Origin of the sequence: Prevotella sp. P6B1 (genome assembly GCF_000702825.1) — a bacterium.
Lineage (GTDB): Bacteria > Bacteroidota > Bacteroidia > Bacteroidales > Bacteroidaceae > Prevotella.
This window is the reverse complement of the sequence record NZ_JNKF01000010.1, coordinates 590,162-611,957: the sequence shown is the minus strand read 5'-3', so window position 1 is coordinate 611,957 and position 21,796 is coordinate 590,162. Positions and strand designations below refer to the sequence as shown.

20 protein-coding genes are annotated in these 21,796 nt (G+C 49.0%); 7 read left to right on the top strand and 13 right to left on the bottom strand.

Features of this window, described 5'->3' with window-relative positions:
* Window positions 1–8: 8 nt before the first annotated feature.
* Window positions 9–1,343 carry an LruC domain-containing protein gene (locus tag T495_RS0103460; RefSeq protein ID WP_197020331.1) on the bottom strand — a complete coding sequence of 445 codons (1,335 nt, stop codon included), beginning with the start codon at window positions 1,341–1,343 and terminating at the stop codon, window positions 9–11.
* A 157-nt stretch (window positions 1,344–1,500) separates the two neighbouring features.
* Between T495_RS0103460 and T495_RS0103455 the strand changes: the two genes are divergently transcribed.
* The 4 genes from T495_RS0103455 to T495_RS0103440 all read left to right on the top strand — a co-directional run bounded on the left by T495_RS0103455 (window position 1,501) and on the right by T495_RS0103440 (window position 8,855).
* Window positions 1,501–3,816 carry a hypothetical protein gene (locus T495_RS0103455; protein WP_155993416.1) on the top strand — a complete coding sequence of 772 codons (2,316 nt, stop codon included), beginning with the start codon at window positions 1,501–1,503 and terminating at the stop codon, window positions 3,814–3,816.
* A 146-nt stretch (window positions 3,817–3,962) separates the two neighbouring features.
* Entirely contained in the window at window positions 3,963–5,195 is a 1,233-nt protein-coding gene (locus T495_RS0103450; protein ID WP_033147576.1) for a nucleoside recognition domain-containing protein, read from the top strand.
* 65 nt (window positions 5,196–5,260) lie between these two features.
* Window positions 5,261–6,721, top strand: coding sequence for a lipopolysaccharide biosynthesis protein (locus T495_RS0103445; RefSeq protein ID WP_033147575.1), 1,461 nt, complete (start codon window positions 5,261–5,263; stop codon window positions 6,719–6,721).
* Window positions 6,722–6,731: 10 nt separating this feature from the next.
* Window positions 6,732–8,855 (top strand): S46 family peptidase, encoded by a 2,124-nt coding sequence (locus T495_RS0103440; protein WP_033147574.1) that lies wholly within the window; start codon window positions 6,732–6,734, stop codon window positions 8,853–8,855.
* Window positions 8,856–8,890: 35 nt separating this feature from the next.
* Here T495_RS0103440 and T495_RS0103435 read toward each other — a convergent pair whose 3' ends face one another.
* From T495_RS0103435 to T495_RS0103395, 9 genes are all read right to left on the bottom strand, one after another.
* Window positions 8,891–9,382 (bottom strand): DUF5675 family protein, encoded by a 492-nt coding sequence (locus T495_RS0103435; protein WP_033147573.1) that lies wholly within the window; start codon window positions 9,380–9,382, stop codon window positions 8,891–8,893.
* Window positions 9,383–9,423: 41 nt separating this feature from the next.
* Entirely contained in the window at window positions 9,424–11,637 is a 2,214-nt protein-coding gene (locus T495_RS0103430; protein ID WP_051651825.1) for a DUF3987 domain-containing protein, read from the bottom strand.
* Window positions 11,622–12,056: a hypothetical protein gene (locus T495_RS0103425; protein WP_033147572.1), complete on the bottom strand. Its 435-nt coding sequence runs from the start codon at window positions 12,054–12,056 to the stop codon at window positions 11,622–11,624. The genes T495_RS0103430 and T495_RS0103425 overlap by 16 nt, the downstream gene beginning before the upstream one ends.
* A gap of 95 nt (window positions 12,057–12,151) precedes the next feature.
* Entirely contained in the window at window positions 12,152–12,274 is a 123-nt protein-coding gene (locus T495_RS16265) for a hypothetical protein (protein WP_255347581.1), read from the bottom strand.
* A gap of 272 nt (window positions 12,275–12,546) precedes the next feature.
* Complete coding sequence (locus T495_RS0103415; protein ID WP_028902892.1) at window positions 12,547–13,398, bottom strand: hypothetical protein; 852 nt, start codon at window positions 13,396–13,398, stop codon at window positions 12,547–12,549.
* Window positions 13,395–14,375 carry a hypothetical protein gene (locus tag T495_RS0103410; RefSeq protein WP_033147570.1) on the bottom strand — a complete coding sequence of 327 codons (981 nt, stop codon included), beginning with the start codon at window positions 14,373–14,375 and terminating at the stop codon, window positions 13,395–13,397. Before T495_RS0103410 ends, T495_RS0103415 begins: the two co-directional genes overlap by 4 nt.
* Window positions 14,376–14,388: 13 nt before the next feature.
* A complete protein-coding gene (locus tag T495_RS0103405; RefSeq protein ID WP_033147569.1) occupies window positions 14,389–15,219 on the bottom strand; it encodes a hypothetical protein in 831 nt (276 codons plus the stop codon).
* A 4-nt stretch (window positions 15,220–15,223) separates the two neighbouring features.
* On the bottom strand, window positions 15,224–15,637 hold the full coding sequence (locus T495_RS0103400; protein WP_033147568.1) for a putative toxin-antitoxin system toxin component, PIN family: 414 nt from the start codon (window positions 15,635–15,637) through the stop codon (window positions 15,224–15,226).
* A gap of 5 nt (window positions 15,638–15,642) precedes the next feature.
* Window positions 15,643–15,951: a type II toxin-antitoxin system RelB/DinJ family antitoxin gene (locus T495_RS0103395; RefSeq protein ID WP_033147567.1), complete on the bottom strand. Its 309-nt coding sequence runs from the start codon at window positions 15,949–15,951 to the stop codon at window positions 15,643–15,645.
* A gap of 452 nt (window positions 15,952–16,403) precedes the next feature.
* Here T495_RS0103395 and T495_RS0103390 point away from each other — a divergent pair, with 452 nt between their 5' ends.
* Together T495_RS0103390 and T495_RS15775 are read left to right on the top strand one after the other, a co-directional pair.
* Complete coding sequence (locus T495_RS0103390; protein ID WP_051522972.1) at window positions 16,404–16,958, top strand: hypothetical protein; 555 nt, start codon at window positions 16,404–16,406, stop codon at window positions 16,956–16,958.
* Window positions 16,959–17,027: 69 nt separating this feature from the next.
* Window positions 17,028–17,132, top strand: a complete 105-nt coding sequence (locus T495_RS15775) for a smalltalk protein (RefSeq protein WP_155993414.1) — start codon at window positions 17,028–17,030, stop codon at window positions 17,130–17,132.
* A gap of 39 nt (window positions 17,133–17,171) precedes the next feature.
* Here T495_RS15775 and T495_RS0103385 read toward each other — a convergent pair whose 3' ends face one another.
* Window positions 17,172–17,699, bottom strand: coding sequence for a TIGR00730 family Rossman fold protein (locus T495_RS0103385; protein WP_033147566.1), 528 nt, complete (start codon window positions 17,697–17,699; stop codon window positions 17,172–17,174).
* Between the two features lie 228 nt (window positions 17,700–17,927).
* Here T495_RS0103385 and T495_RS0103380 point away from each other — a divergent pair, with 228 nt between their 5' ends.
* Window positions 17,928–19,727 carry a DEAD/DEAH box helicase gene (locus tag T495_RS0103380; RefSeq protein WP_028902888.1) on the top strand — a complete coding sequence of 600 codons (1,800 nt, stop codon included), beginning with the start codon at window positions 17,928–17,930 and terminating at the stop codon, window positions 19,725–19,727.
* Window positions 19,728–19,767: 40 nt separating this feature from the next.
* On the opposite strand, the gene T495_RS0103375 is transcribed toward T495_RS0103380, so the two are convergent.
* Both T495_RS0103375 and tsf read right to left on the bottom strand, forming a co-directional pair.
* Window positions 19,768–20,727, bottom strand: a complete 960-nt coding sequence (locus T495_RS0103375; RefSeq protein ID WP_033147565.1) for a carbohydrate kinase — start codon at window positions 20,725–20,727, stop codon at window positions 19,768–19,770.
* A gap of 57 nt (window positions 20,728–20,784) precedes the next feature.
* A complete protein-coding gene (tsf, locus tag T495_RS0103370) occupies window positions 20,785–21,783 on the bottom strand; it encodes a translation elongation factor Ts (RefSeq protein WP_028902886.1) in 999 nt (332 codons plus the stop codon).
* Between the last annotated feature and the right edge of the window lie 13 nt (window positions 21,784–21,796).

Genomic DNA, 21,796 nt, shown 5'->3' with positions numbered 1-21,796 from the left:
TGTCCATATTAATTAAACGTCATATCCAAATTGGGATAGAGATACCAATCGTAGAACCGTGTATGGTCCTCAGCCCACTCACCAAACGAATGTCCTGGCTCTGCATAGACGCCAAACGAAGCAACGACACCATCCGTACGTTTTCTATAGCCCAATTCATGCCCCTTACCCTCTAATGGATAATGGAAGTTTGCCTGAGGAACCATCAGCGCCCAAGGCAGGTCCTTGAAATTAGCTACCGAATAGTCGCAAAGCACCTTAGCCGACTTATACTCCTCGACGTGCGTCTCCCAATTGCCGCCATTATAATAGGTGATAATAAACGGATCCAATGTGTTCAGCGTAAAATTGTCGAGCGAGCGGATCACATTCTGATTATCTTCCTTAAACGTAATCACATAGCTAAGCGTACGTGTGGCACGCGACTGATAATAATTCACGTCATAGTCGCCAGTCATAACATTATACTTCTTACGGGTAAAGAGACCATAGTCGGCATCCAGATTGAAGGCCATAGCCCAATGGGCATCACAGAACAGATTCAGTACAGCTTCCTGATTCCTTCCCTTCATAAGGTGAGAGTGAACGAGCGTTTTGTCGCTGAAGAGATTTCCGAAAGGATAGAGCGTCTGATCGTTGACACCTTCATTAAACGTCTCGCCAGAAGTGGTATAAATCGAATCTATCTCCTCGTACGAATAGCCCACTAATCGGATAAATCCAGCAATCTGTTTGTCGCCACCGACAGCAGCAATCGTCACACTGACAGTAATCTGATTGACTGCGGTACGCTGCTGAGAGATACGGAGCACCACATCATTGTAATCATAGTCGCCTGGTTCCGGATAGTTCTCCTCATAGAGGTACGTGTAGGTCAATGGTTTCAAGCCAGACTTAGCCACTCCTGTAGTGACGCTCGAGAAATCAACCGACGTCTGATCAGAAGATATAGAGGTCACAGCCATATTACCACTCGCATCGACAAGCGCCACATAGAGTTTAGACTGCAGATAGGGTACATTGACCAATAATGAACCCGACTGACCGCCAGTCACAAAAATCCGGCTCATCAGCTCAGCCTTACTATCTGTAAGGGGATCTGACGAATAGACACATAACTGTTCATACCCCGCCCCCGAAGGCACCTGGTAATGCAGAACCTGGTCATCTGAAAGCATCCACATATGTTGCTGGTCGACGCTATCCATTGGCGAGAAATAATGAATGAGTTCCTCATGCTTTTTCTCGTCGTAAACATCCTTTTTACACGACGACAGGAAGGATGCGACTACCAGGGTTGCTATAATGGTAAAAATCAGACAATTACGCATATTTAATTTCATTTTTGAGGCCAAAATTACAAAATAATCTGATAAGTGGCGCATATTTTCTAAATATTTACAGATTTTAACCATAAATATTATACAACCTGCGGAAAAAAGTGGTAACTTTGCACCCGAAAAAAGGAATAGTTACGTAACAATTTATTAGAGTCCTAAAATGAAGAAGTATTTGATAGCAGGAGCATTAGCTCTTATTTGCAACGGCCTGATGACCAGTTGCCATGAAGACATAGATGGCTACACAAACATTGAGCAAATTAAGAAAGAGCAATTTGCTAATAACTTTAACGACTTCTATTGTAAGCCATCTCCACAGCAGGACTGGGGTTTTGGTGAGGCAGGCGTATCGGCTGCACGAGTCATGACGCGCAGCCAAGGCGACAATTCATGCGGCACATGCATCAAGCCCGACATGCCGAATTTCCCCAATTATTCAAGTCAATATCCTAATTACACCACACCTGCACCTATCACAGAGGCAGAGCGTGCCCATGTCAAGAAGTGGTTTGAGGAGCATCCGGGATTTACCGCTGGTCTGAACATCAGCAACTTCTACATCCAGCATGTATGGGGCCAGGCCAGCAAGGATTATAATGTGTACTGGAAACGTTTCGACCAGAACTACATGGCCAATAACCCAAGTGCCACGTCGAATGAATACCGCGACGATTTTGTGACCCAGGCCACCATGGACTATCTCTGTGTTGGCGACGGCGCCAACTATACCCACGCGCTTGACTTCAATGCCAACGACAATGGAACAGGCTGGAAGATGGTTTACATGCAGAACAGTTCGGCGCTGAGCTTTAAGTATCACAGCAGCTGGTGCAGCGAGGAATACAAGCTGTTTAAGTGTGCTGAAATTGATGTACCAGGCGTAGGCAAAGGCTGGTATGTGGGTCTGTGCATGTATGGCGAGAAATACGACAATGGCGACCAGAAGCTTAACAATGACATGAAGGAGCTTCAGTACTGCGACGACTGGATTCTGAAAGTGGTTCCCGGCAACGGCAGCACTGTTATTTCCGATAAAGTCACCAAAGTCTATAAGAAGAAAACCGTAGTAACACATAAGTGGGTGTTCTGCGAAGACCTGGGCAGCTCGTCGAGCAATAAGGACTACGACTATAACGACCTGGTATTCGATGCAAAGATTATCGAGGAGCATAAGGTACAGAGAGATGCTGATGGCAACGAGGCTGTTTACACCAGCGAGCCAGGCAGCACCTACTATGCCGAGGTTACTCCACTGGCAGCAGGTGGCGAGTTGGCTATAAAATTCAATGCTCTGAATAAGAATGTCCACCAGATGTTCAACCCATCGACTGCCGACAACACCCTCATTAACACCTGCCGGTTCGATCAGTCGATTTCCTTACAGCACGTTGAGGGCAGAGCAGGTGTTACCAGCCGTATCGATTTTGCCTCAGCCGACGAGGCTACCGTCAATAATATTGTAGTGATGGTACGCTCTTCATTAGCTGTCTACCAGCTGGAGGCCTATCAAGGAAAAGCGCCTCATAAGATATGTGTACCTGTAGGAACCCGCTGGGCTTACGAGCGCACAGACATCAAGGAAGCCTATACAGGATTCGTAGCGTATGTAGGTGGCGGTGCAGAGCCTTGGACCACCACTGGCGTAGAGGACAATCTCTATCCACTGGAAGGTGTTGACTACGACATGAAGACCGACAAGACCGGCACCGTCAGCTATGAAGAGGTGAGCAGAACCTCTAACCCCACATACAGCTACACATTAGCTGATGCGAGTCACGAGCATACGCTTTGGAGCGATACCAGTGGTAGCACCATATTCGATAATTGGAACGGTTACGTCTCAGTATCTGCCAATGACCTGAAGACAGCTGAAATCGGCAACGGAACCATCATCCGCTTCTACTTCACCAGTCAGAACGGCTATATTATCAAAGCCACAGACTCTACTTGGGGGAATTTCGACCTGGGCAATACCGGCTGGAGCGAGAACTCCACCCAAGGCAATGCCAAGAACGGCTATGTAGAGTTTAAGCTTAACACGACCACAGCCAACCGCTTCAAGCAGAACGGTATGATTTTCCAAGGCGGAGGCGTAACAGCCTTGGCTCTTACCTATGACAACAGCCAGAAGACAGCCGACGAGCCACAGGGCGGAGGCGGTTCAGCAACAGTCATCTGGAGCGGTTCGAAGACTGTAGCATTTAATCTGGACATTCTGATCTCCAAGGATAAATTTGCTAACGCAAGCAGCACCAGCAAACTGAGATTCTACGGAAGCGCCGCTGGCGATTGGAAGCAACTCTGGCTGAAGACCGAAGGTTGGCAGGACATCGTGAAGTTCTATGAAGGTGCAGATTGGCCTTCAGCAGGCTATGTAGAGTTCACGATTGGCAACTACCTGAGCACCTTGCAGAACAACAACATCACTGTGCAGGGCGCAAGCGTCATATTAACCAAGGTTGAGCTGATTCCTTAAAATTGCGAACTATCAAAAAAATAAGAATAGGACTTTAATAAAAATGGTTGAGGAGGGCATCTGCGTGAGCAGGTGCTCTTCTATTTATTATTATTGGCTATAATGCTTGCGTATGTCAGGAAAATACCTTATCTTTGCACGCTGTTATGGTATTAAATTGGATTTGGATAGGATTCTTTATCATCGCATTTGTGATTGCCCTGATAAAACTGGTATTCTGGGGAGACTTCGATGTATTCCCTGCCATGATGGATTCAACGTTTTCTTCGTCGAAAACAGCTTTCGAAATATCACTTGGCCTTACAGGCGTACTGTCGCTGTGGCTGGGTATTATGAAGATAGGCGAGAAGGGCGGCGTGGTAAACGTGCTGGCTAAGCTGTTGAGTCCTGTTTTTACCAAATTGTTCCCTGACATCCCAAAGGGCCATCCTGTAACGGGCTCGATATTTATGAATATTGCTGCCAACATGCTTGGATTGGACAATGCCGCCACGCCCTTAGGTCTGAAAGCCATGGAGCAGCTACAGGATCTGAACCAGAAAAAGGATACAGCCAGCAATCCGATGATTATGTTCCTGGTGCTGAACACCAGCGGACTTACACTCATACCGATATCCATCCTGGTGTATCGCGCCCAGATGGGTGCTGCACAGCCCACGGACATCTTTATTCCTATCCTGCTGGCCACGTTCTTCTCTACGCTGGCAGGTATCATCATTACCAGCTTTTTCCAGAAGATCAATCTGCTCAACCGCACCATGCTGCTTACCCTTGGCGGTGCAGCCTTAGTGGTTGCCTCGGTTATATGGGGCTTCGGACAGATGGACTCGATGCTGATGAACAAAGTGAGCACCAGCGCCGCAAACATTATGCTGATGCTGATTATCATCGCTTTCATACTGGCAGGCGTTCGCAAGAAAATCAATGTGTACGACGCATTCATCGAGGGTGCCAAAGAGGGCTTTACTACCGCCGTGCGCATCATCCCCTACCTGGTAGCCATCCTGGTAGGCATTGGTGTGTTCCGTGCTTCGGGTGCGATGGACATGCTGATTGATGGTGTGAAATATGGCGTGGAAGCCTGTGGCGGCAACACCGATTTCGTAGGTGCGCTGCCTACCGCGCTGATGAAACCGCTGAGTGGTAGCGGTGCCCGCGGCATGATGGTTGACGCGATGACCACCTATGGCGCCGACTCGTTTGTAGGCCGACTGAGTTGTATTTTCCAGGGCTCTACCGATACCACATTCTACATTCTTGCAGTATATTTTGGTAGCGTGGGCATTGTAAAAACCCGTCACGCTGTGGCCTGCGGTCTGTTAGCCGACTTGGCTGGCATCATCGCTGCCATCGCAATAGCATACATGTTCTTTGGGTAAAGGGTAAAAGGGTAAAAAAGTAAAAGGGTAAAAAAGTAAAAGGGTAAAAAGGTAAAAAAGTAAAAATGGCAAATCTGAAATCATTAGCAAAAGACACGGCTATCTATGGCCTTTCGAGCATTGTGGGTAGATTCTTGAACTACCTGATGGTGCCACTCTATACTTATACGCTGAAGAGCTGTGCCGACTACGGCATCTACAACGATATCTATGCCCAGACAGCGCTGCTCATGGTGCTGCTGACCTTCGGTATGGAAACCACCTTCTTCCGCTTTATGAACAAAGAGGAGGGCGACAAGATGCGTGTGTACAGCACGGCGCTCATAATGGTTGGCGGCGTATGCCTCACATTTGCTGCGCTGGTACTGCTGTTTATCAACCCCATCGCCAGCGTGCTCGACTATCCCAACCACAAGTGGTACGTAGGTATGATGTTTGTTACCGTGGCTCAGGATGCCTTCCAGGCCATCCCCTTTGCCTATCTGCGCTACAAGCACAAGCCACTCAAGTTTGCATCGCTCAAGCTGCTGTTTATCTTTATGAGTGTTACGCTGAATGTGGTGGCTTACTGGCTCATGCCAAAGATCAACCCTGAGTGGCAGATACACATCGGTTATGCCTTTGCCATCAACCTGCTGTGTACCACTATTATATCGTTCTGCCTCATCAGCGAGCTGGTAGGCTTTAAGTGGCAGTTCGACGGGCAGAAGTGCAAGCAGATGCTCAGCTACTCATGGCCGCTGCTGGTACTGGGTATTGCAGGCATTCTGAACCAGGTGGCAGGACAGATACTGCTGCCACGTATCCTCGACTCCGAGGAGGGTCGCCATCAGTTAGGCATCTACGGCGCCTGCATCAAAATAGCAATGATAATGGCCCTGATTACCCAGGCCTTCCGCTTTGCCTACGAGCCTATCGTGTTCGGCTCGGCCAAGGAGAAAGACAGCAAGGAGCTGTATGCCAAGTCGATGAAGTTCTTTGTGATATTCACGCTGCTGGCATTCCTGTGTGTGATGGGTTATATCGATATCTTCAAGTACCTGGTAGGCGATAAGTTCCGCGAGGGACTGGGCATTGTGCCGATAGTGATGATGGCCGAGATATTTATGGGCATCTACTTCAACCTGTCGTTCTGGTACAAGCTGATCGACAAGACCATCTATGGCGCATGGTTCTCGCTGGCTGGCTGCGCGGTGCTGTTTGCCGTTAACGTTATCTTCATCCCTCAGATAGGCTACTGGGCGTGCGCCTGGGGCGGACTGGCCGGCTATGGCACAGCGATGGTGCTGAGCTATCTGGTTGGTCAGAAACAGAACCCTATCCCCTATCCTATGAAGGATATCATTATTTACTTTATTGCCGCAGGCGCCTTCTTTGCCCTGATGAAATGGGGCGAGCAGCGACTACCTGCCTGGGCATCACTCATCTGGAACAGTCTGATGATTGCAGGTTTCATCTTCCGTATCATCAAAACCGACATGCCCCTTTCAAGCCTGCCCATCATTGGAAAAAAATTCAAAAACTAATTATATTTTTATGAAAAAATTACTTTTTACTTTACTTGCTGCATGCAGCCTTACCGGCGTTAAGGCCGACGAGGGCATGTGGACACTTTACAATCTGCCCAATGCCGTTTATGAGACCATGAAGCAGGAGAATTTTGAGTTGCCATACAGCGCACTCTACTATGGTGAGGATGCCGTTAAGAACTGCGTGGTTAACTTTGGCGGCTTCTGCTCGGGTGTAGTAGTTTCGCCCGACGGACTGGTGTTTACCAACCACCACTGCGGTTTCGAGGCCATCCGCTCGCACTCTACCGTTGAGCACGACTATATGCTGAACGGCTTCGTAGCCAACTCTTACGAAGAGGAGCTGCCCAACGAGCGCCTGTTTGTAAGCTTTATGATTGAACAGAAGGATGTAACAGCTTATCTCGACTCATTAGGTCTGAACAGACTGGCACAGAGCAAGCGCGCCAAGTTTGTCGATTCGCTCGAGAACGCAATGAGTAAGGACATCCGCAAGCAGGACTCTACCCTGCGTGTAGAGCTGAAGCCTTTCTACGAGGGCAACCGCTACTTCCTGACCACCTATCGCGACTTTGAGGATGTGCGCCTGGTGTTCGCCCTGCCTAAGTCGATGGGTAAGTTCGGTGGCGAGACTGACAACTGGATGTGGCCCCGACAGACTTGCGACTTCTCTGTATTCCGTATCTATGTAGATCCGAAGACAGGCGGTCCTGCCAAGTACTCTAAGGACAACGTGCCCTATCACCCAAAGAAGTGGGCTCCCGTATCGCTGCAGGGCTATGTACCAGGTTCGTTCTCTATGACCATCGGCTATCCTGGCAGCACTAACCGTTACCTGTCGAGCTACGGTATCCGCGAGCGCCGCGACGCTGAGAACGAGCCACGCTATAAGACCCGTGAGATTAAGCAGGACATTATGATACGCCACATGCGTGCCGACGAGGCTGTACGTATCAAGTACGACTCTAAGTACGCCCAGAGCTCTAACTACTGGAAGAACTCTATCGGTATGAACAAATGTATCGATTCCATCGGTCTTATCCAGCAGAAAGCTCAGTTTGAGCAGAAGATCCGCCAGTGGCAGGACTCAACAGGATTCCTGAAGGGCAAGCTCGACTTCGACCTGCTGGAGCGCCTGTATGCCAAGCAGTTCAAGGCCATCAAGGCGCTGACCTACTTCAGCGAGACCTTTGGCGGCCGTAGCGCCGACGAGTTGACACGCCGTGCTTATCGCTCGCAGAACGGCGCTGTTGTCAAGGGCGATGAGAACAACCCCAAGAAACAGTATATCGAGTTCAAAGACAACAGCAGCGAGTGGGACGAGGCTACCGACAAGGAGATTCAGGCAGCTGCCATGAAGTTCTACCGCACGCAGGTGGAGGAGAAATACCTGCCCAGCTTCTATCAGGTGGTTGACCGCGACTTTGGCGGCGACTATCAGAAGTATATCGACTATCTGTTCAAGAAGTCGCAGCTGATGAAGAACGGCAAGAAGATCTACATCAACAAAAAGAGCTTTAAGAACGACCCAGGCGTGGCCTTTGGCGAGAGCCTTAACAACACCCTGTTTGCCATCATAGGCGAGGCTACCGAGGGCTACGATTCTATCGCCGTGCAGGAGCGCTATCTGTGTGCCGCCAAGCTGCGCATGGAGGAGGATATGCCTAACTACTCAGACGCCAACTTCACCATGCGTTTAAGCTATGGTCAGGTAGGCGAGTACCTGCTGGCAGGCAAGCCTTCAGGCTACTACACCACTGCCGAGAGTATCGTTGAGAAGATGAAGCAGGGCGAGAACGGCGTTATCGACTACGAGGCCGAGCCTATCATGAAGCAGCTGCTCTCTAAGAAGGACTTTGGTAAGTATACCGATAAGACCACAGGCAAGATGCACCTGTGCTTCCTGTCGAACAATGATATCACCGGTGGTAACTCTGGTTCGCCTATGTTCAACGGCAAGGGCGAGCTCATCGGTCTGGCCTTCGACGGCAACTGGGACAGCCTTTCGAGCGATATCTTCTTCGACAAGCAGCTGGCCCGCTGCATCGGCGTTGATATCCGCTACGTGCTTTACATGATGGAAAGCTGGGGTAAAGCCGACCGTCTGATTAAAGAGATCGGCGCCAAGTAAGCCTTAGCACTTACGATGATAAAAGCCAGTGTGGACTACCTGATGGTAATCCACACTGCTTCTTTTCGGGCCTTGGCTTCGATGATTTTCTGTTTCAGTTCGTACACCCATTTACGACTCTCGAACAGTCTGCCCACACGCTGGTTACGCCCCAGCAGTATGCAGCCCTGCGTGTCGGCTACGGTATTGCCGAAGTGTATGCGTATGCCCTGCCACAGGCGGTTGAAATCCAGCCCGCCCAACAGCAACGGCAACCACTTCTGGAACTTTGGCGAGTAGGTGATGACTACTGCGTAGCGACCCTCGGGGATGGCTACGGGCTTGATGGATTTGAGTTTGGTGGGCGAACGCAGTACCGTAGCCAGCGATACGGTGGTTTTGGTTTCGATGACAGGCGGCTCGAGCGTATCACAAAAGTACACCTCGCGCTCACCTGCCAGATACTCGTCGTCGGTGCGTTCTACAATGGCCAGCCTACCTATGGTGTACTGCTGGCGCTTAGCTATGCGGGTTAATACTATCTCCATATTTACAATTTTACAATTTGCTTAATGTCACAAAGTCAAAGTCACAAAGTTTCACTGTTCACTTTCTTCCAGTGCGTGCGGTCGGTTTTCTCAATCCACTGGTCGCGGTACCAGCGCGAAATGATTTTCCGCAGCCCGGCCTCGCCGCAGAATCCTCGCTTCAGCGCACGCAGATCGTCCATGGTGAACGTAGGCGCCAGCTGGTCGAAGATAGAGTGGTTAGAGCCATAGCGCACACCCTCGTCGCGGGCATCCAGAAACTGACTTTCGAGTGTCTCACCAAAAGCTTTTATCTGCTGTTGCAGGCAGTATTCGGCCATCATGAGTGCAAACTCCATGCAGGCCTTGCTCTCTTTGCTGCAACCGCTTAGCAGGTGGAACACCACGCCGCAGCGGAAGCCGATGACGGCAGCGCGCTTGCGATAGGTATCCTTCACGTGGTCGATATCCTTGGCAGCCTCTATGCGTTTCTGCTCTACCCAGCCCTCGATGGCCCGGCGCAGACGGGGCGTGTCGACCAGGCCGGTATAGCTACGCAGACGGTTCACGGCCTGTTGTATCTTAGCCACATCCTCATCCGTTCGCTTACGGAACTTGGGCATCTTGGCAAAGCTGCTGTCGGGCATTTCGGCCACCAGTATTCGGCTGGATAGTCCGTTCTCAATGTTATCGGCCTTAAAGCACTTGCGCAGGGCGCCATTGGTTCCCAGCATGGTCCAGTTGTAAGCCACGTTTACCACACCACTCTCGGCTGCATCGCTGTTGTAATCCTGTCCCCACTCGCCATAGTCGAACCCCAAGCGATAGATATCGTATTTACTCGACCACGAACCGGCTCCGTTGGTTTTGCGCAGCGTGTCGAGCTCCTCGCCAAAGCTGTACAGCGTGTGGTTCTGGGCATTCTTAAAGCGCTTAAGCAACGTAGAACAGCTAACGGTTACAGGCACCACGCGAATCAACACATGTGGATCTTCGGGCGCCTTCTCGTTGGCTTTACGGCCTTTTTTGCGCTCCTTCCACTCTTCTTCGCGCTTGCGGGCCAGAGCATCTTCCTCGTCAAGCTGTCGTTTCCAGATGTCAACAGCATTCTTTACTACCGATTTGTTGCTGGCCTGCTCGCCACGGATTATCGACATCAGACCTAAGCGCTGGGCGTTGCCGTCGCAATACTCCACCGTTACCTGGTCGGCATAGGCAGCAGCAATGGGCAGCACGCCGCAGAGTACGGGCATGTGCATACTGACGGGCACACCAACCAACGACTCCTTCAGTCCGATGGGCAGTTTATTCCATTGAACATTGAACATTGAAGATTGAACATTTTCTGCACCATCTAACTCATCCTCATCAGAATGTTCAATGGTTAATGATAAATTGTCAATGATAGAAGACAGCATCTTCGAAACGCCCTTGGGCTCTTCCTTACAAGCCGAATCAACTACCGATTTCAGTTCGGCATCGGTCAGTCCGAATCGGGGCATCACCTGCATCAGCACCTCTTTCTTGTTATCGCAGATGGCGCGCAGGTTTACAGCCAGTTTGTGCAGTTTCACGTTGCGCTCGCCCTCGGCAGGCTCGCCCCCGTTGCGGTGCCACCACTCGGCTATGATAGAGCTGTAGGGTATGCCCTTAAATTCAAGCGGGTGTTCGTTATGCAACGGACTACAGGGCTTCAGGACTATTTCTGTTTCAGGTTGTTCAGCAATGGACTCCGTTCTGTAGTCAGTTGCTATAAACAACTTCTCGCTTACGTAGCGGGTATGGTCATCGGGCACCATATAGATACAACGCGACACATCCTTTACGGCAGCATCGGGTGCAAATCCCGTAGCCTCTTTCATCAGTTCCTGTGCCTGTTCAGCGGTCATCCCATCGGGTAGCTCTACCAGCACATGCGTACCATGGCGAACCGATTCCTCAATGAGCAGCGGCACCAGTGGCGACTTTTCCAACAATCGGGCACAGATTTCATCGGTATGCCCCTTCTCGTCGAAGTCGAGCATCAGTCGGTTCAGCGGCTTAACGGCATCGGCTATGGCGCGGTGGTTGTCCTTAAACTCTGCGCAATGCGGTGTCCACACCGGCAACCGATGTTTCAACTCATCGTCACCTTTCTCTATACGTGCGCACATCTGCGCGAGCCACGATTCGCGGCGAAGCTTTTCCCAGTCTTCCTTGGTGGCAGGGAGGCAAGGAGCGCCGTGCCCCTTGCCAATACATGTAAACTTAATGGTGCTGATTAATGCTGATTCCATAAACATTCCTCCTTTCGTGTTTTAAAGTACGACATTACCTGATCGGCCTCCTCGGCGTAGAGCTTTTTGGTTAGCTCCAGTCCATAGCGGCGCGGGAACTTGAATTCCACTATCACCTTTTCGCGTTCGGGTCGGCGGTGCTTGCGCTGGGGCACTATCTTCACCACGCCGTGAGACGTCTCGAACAGCGTCTGATAGAGTGGTCCGCGACTGCCTGTACGCTTGGCTTTTACGCGTGTCTGACCATCGGCCATCACCTCAAGGTTGGCGCAGTAGTAAACGGGGCGCCCGTCGGTCAGGTCCACATCCTGTTCCCAAGGGCAGGGCTGGATATTAATATCACCATTCACCATAAAGTTAACGTTGCTGTCCATCTTGACGTTCTGCTGTAAAAGCTGTTTCTTAAAAAATTTCTGCATTTTATCGAGTGTTTTTAAGTGAGGAAGAAAGTGCTGAAATTAGGCCTTTTTCACTCGCGAGACTTTCGTCACTCACCTACCTCGATGTTAATTATTTAATAGGTGAAAAAGTGTTTTGAGTTAGAAACTCCCAGATGATTCACCTTGTTCATCTGCTGCTTTGCCTGGTTGGCACGAATAGCGCGCCAAGCCGCTTTCAAATCATTACGTTTCGACATATTATTGTTTTTGTTTAACGTCGCCTCCTTAAAGCGACACATATTGTTACTTGTTAGCTGGGCTCCGTGTGAGACAGCTTCCATAATACCCAGCCAAAGTCGCTTGTTTAAGGGAATTATTCAGGGAGTACTTTAGGGAAGGATACAAACATGTGTTATTCTGGCAAACAAAAAGAAGCGGAACCCTTTGTGTTTCAAAGAGATTCCGCTATTGCGAAAATTTTCTCAAAAAAAATATTTGATTCCCTAAAGAACTCCTTAGGGGGGCGTTTTTATCGCTTGTGAATGTTCAAATCCTGATGGTCGTAAGGGTCATACTTCGACAGAAAATCCTCATCCTCTTCATAATCGCCATAGATTAGCTGTTCAGGGTCGGCTTTCAGTAGTTTTACGCATTCCTTAATAATAGGTAGCGCCTTGTCGTTAGCCGCATTGCCTTTGTCGAGTCCCGTCAACCACTTGCCGTTGGAATCCACAAAATGACCTTCTAAAATGGAAGGAATGGTAAAACCATTGGCTACAGTTATCATACCGGCACCAACAAACTGCTTGAAAATCTCTACGAGCGTACCTTTACCAAATTTACCTTTCCAAGTCAAAACACAACTCTCGTCTCGCTTATTTGAGAACAGAGCTTTGAAATCAGCCTCGTTGCCCTCTATCCACTCTTCTTTAACCAACTTCTGGTAGAGTAATATCAGATGTCCTTCAGTTACGCCACTTTTCCGATAAAACGTCATCGTTTCACGAGGCTTTTGAGGTTTCTCAGGCTTTTTCTTTGCCGAGGTTTTCTTTACCTCACTTTTAACTTCTGAGTTAGAATGCTGCTCAAGCCACGCCATCGAAAGCATGCCTATGGTTTGAATCTTTAGTTTTGGGAGCGACAACTCTGCAATCTCCCAAACCTCGCTAACCGCCTTCTCCACCTGATGGTCGTAGATTTCCCAGAACTCATAAGTCTCGCCTATACCAATACGCCTGATGGCGTCCTCGCGATGAACGATTGTTTCGGCAGTTGTTGCTGACTGTAGTCGCTCCTGCTGTGTAAGCCACGCCTCATCGTGTAAGAGTGCTGAAAGCCATTCCGAAGCCGACTTATAGTCGCTACGATTACTACTCATCATAAGGCCTCGTCCTCCTCTCGCCAGTATCCATACCCACAACTTTCGGCATGAGCCATCAGATAATTGAACTCCAACGAATCGTCGGCAATCCAACCTTCAGCCAGATACTCTGCACGCACTTCGCAAACCTTCTTGGCAAAGAGTTTCAACGCCTCAGGGCCAAACGGATTGTTGCCTGTCATTCGTCCGTACACTTCTTTGTCCATATAATCGTAGAGTACCCTTGCAGCCTTCAGTACATCCTTATCAAACAGGTCGGGCACCTCGCCATATATTTCGTCGTGAAGCATTATCAAATCGGGCTTCAGCCTCTTGTTACGTCCCTGTTGCCAATGCTCATTTATGCGTTGCAGTTCGTCGATGACAGTCTTTACATAGGCACGAGGCGGTATATCAGTAAGTTGGGGTTCGCGTATCAAGCAACTGTATTCCGACGAAAATAACTCAGCAAGCGCGTCTTGCGCAGGCAGGTAGCGGCCATATGCATACACAATGGTAGCCTGCCTTTTCATAATATATGCCGTATACTTTGCTATGTTTTCATATTCGGTTGTTGTGAGCCACTCCACAAGTTGTTTGTTTGATACCCGAAAAGCGTTCTCTACACCGAAAGCTTCCTTCAGGTCGAACGTAAAGTCCAGACTCAGGTCATGGCACAGGCCAGCCACCTCCAGTATCAGTCGCAGGCGCGCCATTTGCCTGGCCGTAAGCGTTTGTTGCTCCTTCAGAATCAACAGCGGCGTAGGATCTACATCGTATGTCTTCCTGCCCTCATCGCACGTCCAGAATCTATCCGACAGCCATATAGCCGCTGTAGTATGCCCGCATGGCGTTGCCAGCAATCGCTCAACCTGCGCAAGCACGTAAGCCCTGCGCTCTTCGCCCTCCAAACGGCTGGCCTTATCCAAGCCCGCCCCTTTAAAGAAATGTTTCTGTATCCATGCCAGTTCCGCACTGGCTGTTTCTATCTGTGCCATTTGTTATTCTTTTTTAATCAACAGGTTTGGTGATAAGCAATTTGAAATCCGCCAATGAAAATGTACCTACAAAAGCTACTTCGTTTGATTCAAGCATTTCATACAAATCCTCAAGTCGCTGATAGTTTTCATCAAGCTCGTCATAGTCCAGGGATACAATTTTATGACTCTCTGCGTTTTCAGCAAATATCTCTACCGCTTTATTCTTCACATAATGTATATAATAAAGATTGTCGCTTAACTCTTCATAGAATGCAACATAGATATCTTTAGCTGCTACAATTTGTTTAATGTCCGACCTTTTAAAATAATCATCCTGAGCCAGATCGATGAGCGTTTGCCTTACTAACTTGATATTCTCAGGCGATGCATCTTTCTTTGTTAATCTTACAAAAGTAGCATAACTGTAGCCGCTTTTTACGTCCGACATTTGTATAGTCATCGGAATACTTAACTGCTCAAAACGTACCTTAAATTGATATTTCCTTTCCTCGTATTCTTTTAAATAGCGTAGAGGATTGGTATGCATCACTCTCAATATGATGAAACTTTTAGTCTTCGCTTCGTATCGATAGTGAATATCGTTTTCCTCATCATAAACGTATAACGTTTGTTCGAAAGTATCGCCCCCAACCTTTACCGTTTTATAATTGTTAGGGCAAATAACGGGAAGCCTACGGTTTATCCAGAAGTTATCCATGCTCATCCACAGTACTAAAATCAACAGCGGTGACGATGTGACTGCAACAATTAAACTTCCTATAGAAAAGTCAATAAGCGCGTATACGTATAATGGTGAAAGTACCCCAATAGATATTAATGGTGGATATAGTATCTTATTCATCTGTTCATTTATTTTTTTCTGCTTTCAAAATCTCCAGCATCTCAGCAGGCGTTACTACAATTGGCTTCTTGGGAAAATGCTTTGTATTGCCGGTTACAAGATAGGCGTCGTCTTTTGAAATCGCCACCTCGTAGAACACAACGTCCTTGGGATCGGGGAAAAAGTCGTCGCTCAATACGCGCTCGCCTCTTACCCCGTTCGTCATTATGTGGTTGATTACATCCTTTATCAGCTGTTCTGGTATGTTAAACTTCTTGCGATGTAACACGTCGGTATATTCATCTATGATTTCTTCGTTATACATCGGTATAATGTCGCCATTCAATACTGCCCCCCATACCATTGCGGTTGAAGAATCTAGTTTTTTAGTAATAAACGCCGACACCAATACGTTTGTGTCGATAACTGCTTGTATCATATACCTTACTTCTCTTGTGCAGCTCGTTCCTCGCGGGCCAACCTTATTTCTTCGTTGATTTCATCTAAAGTAAGTTCTGGACGCGAATCGTCGGCAGATAAACTCTCGCGATATTCCAGAAACCTTCTTAGAGCCGGATTCTGCACTTTAGGCTCGTCAAGCCCTACCCTAAAAGGGATGCCACGCGATCTGACTGCCGCATTCGCAAAAATGTTCATTGCAGCATTAGCACTCATGCCAAGCTGCTGACAAAGTGCATCAAAATTCCGCTTTAGTTGTGAGTCCATCCTCACCGTCATAGATACCTGTGCCATATTCTTAAAAGTTTAAACTGCTGCAAATATAAGCAATATTATTTCATAATGCAAGCAATATGACATAAATTTACATCTTTTAATGATTCGTTTTATACTCTGTGACTTGGACTTTGTGACATTAAGGAGGTACGATAATGGCGGTGGCGGGTAATTAAAAATAATATAATAATATATAATATTATTATATTATTTTTAAACTATATGGATGGCGGTGGCTGCGATTTTGCGAGGGGCTTATTGTCACAAAATCACAGTCACAATGTACGTGGGGCGTATGCGATTTGTAAACGGTGCGTTTGCGAGGACTGAGAATATTGTTTGCGAGGCGTAAACGTAGCGTTAACAAATTTTTGCAATGCAGGGGCTTACGGATTTGGTTCCGAAGCAAAATAGTGCTATCTTTGCATCGTAAAAATCATTAAGTATTAACCATTTAAAATTTAACCATTATGAGTGTATTTTATCGTAAGTATCAGAACAAAAACAAGCAGAGCTCCGTGTACGGACGCTGGTTTGCACGCGCCGTTACCATCGGCAAGACCATCGACCTCGACGAGCTGGCCAAGCACATGTCGAACCACAACACGCCCTACTCTAAGGGAGCCATCAAGGGTATGCTTACCGACATGGTAGAGTGCATACGCGAGCTGGTGCTGGAGGGCAAGGCCGTTAAGCTGCCTAACCTGGCAATCTTCTCGGCTGGCATCGAGACTGCCAAGGGCGGAGCCCTGAAGAGCGAGGATTTCTCGACCAACAAGCACATCGACAGCGTGTACCTGCGCGCACGTGCCACTGGCGAGTTTACCCGCGCAGAGCTTACCAAAGCCGGCAACGTGACCGAGCTGCCTAAGAACTATACCGACTACAGCGAGGCCGACGACGAGCCCACCAATCAGGGCGGCGGCAGCCAGAGCGGTAACACCGGAGGCGGTTCAAGCGGCGACCAGGGTGGCAACACCGGCGGAGGCGGTAACCCCGACGACAACGGGCCGACCGAAGATTAGCAAGCGGGGGCTTCGGCCCCATCGCTTAACACATCAACCATTAACCTTTAACCATCAAAAATTATCATTATGAGCAAGAAAGAAACCATGAAGTTTATCCTGCAGATGATTGCATCGATAGCCACTGCCATTGTTACTGCACTGGGCGCCACCAGTTGTGTGAACAGCCTGTAAAAAACAAGAGAGCCTCGCTAAAAAGCGGGGCTCTTTGGTTTATATCAGCTGTTTGATTTCATCTAAGGAATCGACCACTTTGATGTACTGTTGCCAGTCGCCACGGATCATGTGCCAGCAATCTAATTCATCCAGCAGTTGTATCAGCGGATTCCAGAAGCCTTTCATGTTATAAAGAATCACAGGCTTATGATGATAGCCAATGGTGGCAGATGCTGCAACAGTGAATATCTCATCGAGTGTACCAATACCGCCTGGCAGGGCAATAAACACATCACTCTGGTCCATCATCAGCTGCTTGCGGTCGGTCAGGTTGTCGCAAGGTATCTCTATCTCTACGTAATCGCTGGTGCGCCCGGTTTCTTCAACCTTGGTAGGCACCACACCGATGGTACGGCCGCCAGCCGTCTTGGCAGCCTTGGCCACACACTCCATCAGGCCCTGGTTAACACCGCCATACACGATGGTGTGACCATTTTCAGCCGCCCACTTGCCGAGCTCGGCAGTCAGCGTAAAAAACTCGGCATCAATCTGCTCGTTGGCAGAACAAAACACACATATTTTCATAATGCTTGCAAAATTACAAATAATTTTGTATCTTTGCAAACGATTAAGTTTAAATAAACAAAATTATGATGCGAAAACTATTTTTATCATTGGCAATGATGACAGGCATTGCAACGAGTTACGCACAGCAAAAGGGCGGCAAACCGGAATTTACAGAAGTAGTAAGGTAAAGGTAAAAAAGTAAAAAAGTAAAAAAGTAAAAAAGTAAAAAAGTAAAAAAAATAAGAAGTGAAGACATTTGAAGAATTAGGCGTTTGCGAGCAGATTCGCAAAGCCATCGAAGAGTTAGGGTTTGTACATCCCATGCCTGTACAGGAGGCAGTAATACCATACCTGTTGGGCAACGAAAACGATGTGATAGCCCTGGCCCAGACTGGTACCGGAAAAACAGCAGCGTTCGGCATACCATTGCTGGAGCGCATCGACACAACACAGCGCTACACACAGGCACTGGTGCTCTCGCCAACACGTGAGCTGTGCCTGCAGATAGCCGACGACCTGCGCGACTTTGCTAAATACATCGACGGCTTGCACGTAGAGGCCGTGTATGGTGGCGCTGCCATCGAGCCGCAGATGCGCGCGCTGAAAAAGGGTGTGGAGATTATTGTGGCCACACCAGGCCGATTGGTTGACCTGATGCATCGCGGCAAGGCCGACCTGAGTCAGGTAACAAACATCGTTCTGGACGAGGCTGACGAGATGCTGAATATGGGCTTCTCCGACAGTATCAACGAGATATTCGAGTCGCTCTCGGCCGATCATCACACGCTGATGTTCTCAGCCACTATGAGCAAAGAGGTGGAGCGTGTGGCCAAGAAGTATCTGCACGACTACAAAGAGATAGTTGTGGGCAGCCGCAACGAGGGCGCCGAGAGCGTTAACCACATCTATTATATGGTGAACGCCAAGGATAAATACCTGGCACTAAAACGTATCGTTGACTACTATCCACGCATCTTTGCCATCATCTTCTGTCGCACCAAAGTGGAGACACAGGAGATAGCCGATAAGCTGATTAAAGACGGCTACAATGCCGAATCGCTGCATGGCGACCTGAACCAGCAGCAGCGCGACCAGACGATGCAGAAGTTCCGCAACCACCTGACGCAGCTGCTGGTGGCTACCGATGTGGCTGCACGCGGATTGGACGTTGACGATCTGACGCACGTAATTAACTTCGGACTGCCTGATGACATCGAGAGCTACACCCATCGCTCGGGTCGTACAGGCCGTGCAGGCAAGAAGGGCACATCTATCTCGATTGTACACAGTCGCGAGAAGTTCAAGATTCGTAACATCGAGAAGATTATCTGCAAGGAGTTTGTGAAGGCAGAGATTCCTTCGGCCGAAGAGATCTGCAAGAAGCAGCTCTACAAGGTGATGGATCAGATAGTAAAGACCGATGTTGACGACGAGGAGATTGCCCCATTCATGCAGGATATCAACCGCTACTTTGAGTATATCGACAAGGACGAGCTGATAAAGAAGATTGTATCGCTTGAGTTTGGTAAGTTCCTGGCCTACTATGCCGATGCACCTGAGATTGAGCCCGTGGTGCCTGAGAAGAAGGACCGTCGTCAGCAGAGCGACAAGCAGAAGGTGCAGAACAAGCCCCAGAAGGGTTACCGCCGCCTGTTTATCAACCTTGGCAAGCGCCACGGTTTCTATCCAGGCGAGCTGATGCAGACGCTGAACCGCTTTGTTGGTGGTCGTCAGGAGGTGGGGCATATCGACCTGCTGGATAGCATTTCGTACTTTGAGGTGCCCGAAAAGGATGCTAAGAAGGTGATGATGCAGCTGACAGGTATCCGCTACAAGGGGCAGACGGTGCGCTGCAATGATGCCAACGATGCCAACAAGGGCGACGAACGTGGCGAGCGAGCAGGCAAGGGTGGCAAGCCCAAACGCCAGAAGAAAGACAACTGGCGTGAGTTGATGGATAAAGCCCAGCGTGGATTTAAAGGCGAAGAGCCCGACTTCAGCGAAGAAGGCTGGGCCATGCGCAAACCCCGAAAGAAAAAGAAATAAGAGAAAAGAAAAAGCCTCGCAGTTTTGCGAGGCTTTTATTTTATTCCATAGCAGCAAGTGCGGCCTGGTATTCGGCTTTCTTATTGTCGCCAAAGGCGGTATCAACGCTGTTGTTGATGCTACCGCACACATTAGCAGCAAACTGCTGGGCCTCGGCTATCACCTTATCCCAGATGGCTGCATCGACGCCCTCGTGGAGCATATCGCGCGTTACGCCATACTTCAGCAGTCCGTACACAAAGCCGGCATTGAAGTTATCGCCAGCACCAATGGTACTAACCGTTTGTGTAGCCGCCACGGGGTACTGCTTGGCAAAGCCGCCCTGCGCACGGAACTCGATAGGCTCCCTACCCTGCGTATAGACGAAGTTCTTACAGTAGAAATCAATCTGCGAACGGTACACACTATCGGCGCCCGTTTTGTTATACATATTCTCAAAATCCTCCGAGCTGCCTTTAATGATATCAGCCAGCTCAAAGTTCTCAAGGATATTGGCCGTAACCTTCACCAGATCCTTTAGGTGCGACGCACGGTAGTTTACATCGTAGTAAAGAATAGCACCCTGCTCGTGTGCATACTGCAGGAAAGCCAACATCTGCGGACGGATAACGGGGTTGATGGCATAGAACGAGCCAAACATCACCACATCGTTAGGCTGGATATCGGGCGTGATAAACTCCAAACGGTCGTGGGGATGGTCCTTATAAAAGATATACTCGGCATCGTTGTTTTCGTTCAGAAACGCCAGTGATACGGGCGATTTAGCCTCGGGATACACGCTGATGTTCGAGGCATCGACATGATTCTCCTCCAGGAAACTGATGATGCGACGACCCACACGGTCGTTGCCCGTTTCGCTGATAAAAGCCGCATCAACGCCGCTACGACCCAACGAGATGAGTCCGTTGAACATCGAACCGCCAGGCACAGCACCAACAGGCTGATCGTCGCGGAAGATGATATCCAGTATAGTTTCTCCTATTCCTATTACTTTTCTCATAGTTCAAAAAAATCGGCACTGCTTTCGCAATGCCGATCCTGTCTATATTGCTAAAAATTAGTCAGCAACGAGTGTGAAGCGCTGGAAGGCAACGATCTTCAGATCCTTGTCCTGCTTAGCGAGCCACTGAGCAACAGTAGCCTTGTCGCCATCGCCGAACTGGAACTCCTGGTCAACCAGGCAGTTCTCCTTCTTGAACTTCTCAACACGACCCTTAGCGATACCCTCAATCATTGGCATCTTCAGGTTAGCCTCGCCCTCAACCTTTGCATCAGCAATGATCTTACGAGCCTCGTCGGCCTGCTCCTGTGTGAGCCAGCCCTTTGACATATTGCTCTCGATGTGATCCTCAGAATCAACCAGGTTGGGGTTCAAACCAGCCTTCTTGAGCTTCATATCAACGAACTTCTGAACCTGCTCGAGCTTTGACTTCTCAACAGCGGTCTTGTACTCCTCGTCGAGAATCTTTGGATCGATGCTCTGAGCGTCGAGAGCTACTGGCTTCATGGCAGCAACCTGCATAGCTACCAGGTGACCCTGCTCAGCAGCGGGCTTGTTGGTCTGTACCATGGTGCACAGGGTGTTCTTACCCATGTGGTTGTAAACCTCGATGTTCTCACCCTCGAGTGTCAGGTAGCCATCCAGCTCCATCTTCTCACCGGTGATACCAGAGCGCTGAGTAACTGCGTCCTGAACCTTCTGACCGTCAGCCAGAGTAAGCTCCTTAACAGCCTCAATATCCTTAGCCTTAGCAGCAATAGCAGCGTCGAGGATGCTCTGAGTAAGAGCAATGAAATCGGCACCGTTAGCAACGAAGTCGGTCTCACACTTCAGGGCGATCATAGCAGCGAAGCCATCAACGCTCTTTACGAGTACACAACCATTAGATGTCTCACGGTCGCTACGCTTAGCAGCAATAGCGAGGCCACGCTCGCGCAGGAGCTCCTTGGCCTTGTCGAAGTCGCCCTCAGCCTCGGTCAGAGCCTTCTTTACGTCAGCCAGACCAGCGCCAGTCATTGCGCGAAGCTTCTTGATATCATCAATTGAAATAGCCATTTTATTTACTTTT

Coding starts and splice junctions, on each gene's coding strand:
- T495_RS0103410 (WP_033147570.1), bottom strand. CDS start 14,375: ATGGCACAGATAGAAACAGCCAGTGCGGAACTGGCATGGATACAGAAA.
- T495_RS0103400 (WP_033147568.1), bottom strand. CDS start 15,637: ATGATACAAGCAGTTATCGACACAAACGTATTGGTGTCGGCGTTTATT.
- T495_RS0103430 (WP_051651825.1), bottom strand. CDS start 11,637: ATGGAATCAGCATTAATCAGCACCATTAAGTTTACATGTATTGGCAAG.
- T495_RS0103450 (WP_033147576.1), top strand. CDS start 3,963: ATGGTATTAAATTGGATTTGGATAGGATTCTTTATCATCGCATTTGTG.
- T495_RS0103405 (WP_033147569.1), bottom strand. CDS start 15,219: ATGAATAAGATACTATATCCACCATTAATATCTATTGGGGTACTTTCA.
- T495_RS0103390 (WP_051522972.1), top strand. CDS start 16,404: ATGAGTGTATTTTATCGTAAGTATCAGAACAAAAACAAGCAGAGCTCC.
- T495_RS0103375 (WP_033147565.1), bottom strand. CDS start 20,727: ATGAGAAAAGTAATAGGAATAGGAGAAACTATACTGGATATCATCTTC.
- T495_RS0103445 (WP_033147575.1), top strand. CDS start 5,261: ATGGCAAATCTGAAATCATTAGCAAAAGACACGGCTATCTATGGCCTT.
- T495_RS0103455 (WP_155993416.1), top strand. CDS start 1,501: ATGAAGAAGTATTTGATAGCAGGAGCATTAGCTCTTATTTGCAACGGC.
- T495_RS0103435 (WP_033147573.1), bottom strand. CDS start 9,382: ATGGAGATAGTATTAACCCGCATAGCTAAGCGCCAGCAGTACACCATA.
- T495_RS16265 (WP_255347581.1), bottom strand. CDS start 12,274: ATGTCGAAACGTAATGATTTGAAAGCGGCTTGGCGCGCTATTCGTGCC.
- T495_RS0103415 (WP_028902892.1), bottom strand. CDS start 13,398: ATGATGAGTAGTAATCGTAGCGACTATAAGTCGGCTTCGGAATGGCTT.
- T495_RS0103385 (WP_033147566.1), bottom strand. CDS start 17,699: ATGAAAATATGTGTGTTTTGTTCTGCCAACGAGCAGATTGATGCCGAG.
- T495_RS0103395 (WP_033147567.1), bottom strand. CDS start 15,951: ATGGCACAGGTATCTATGACGGTGAGGATGGACTCACAACTAAAGCGG.
- T495_RS15775 (WP_155993414.1), top strand. CDS start 17,028: ATGAGCAAGAAAGAAACCATGAAGTTTATCCTGCAGATGATTGCATCG.
- T495_RS0103460 (WP_197020331.1), bottom strand. CDS start 1,343: ATGAAATTAAATATGCGTAATTGTCTGATTTTTACCATTATAGCAACC.
- T495_RS0103425 (WP_033147572.1), bottom strand. CDS start 12,056: ATGCAGAAATTTTTTAAGAAACAGCTTTTACAGCAGAACGTCAAGATG.
- tsf (WP_028902886.1), bottom strand. CDS start 21,783: ATGGCTATTTCAATTGATGATATCAAGAAGCTTCGCGCAATGACTGGC.
- T495_RS0103440 (WP_033147574.1), top strand. CDS start 6,732: ATGAAAAAATTACTTTTTACTTTACTTGCTGCATGCAGCCTTACCGGC.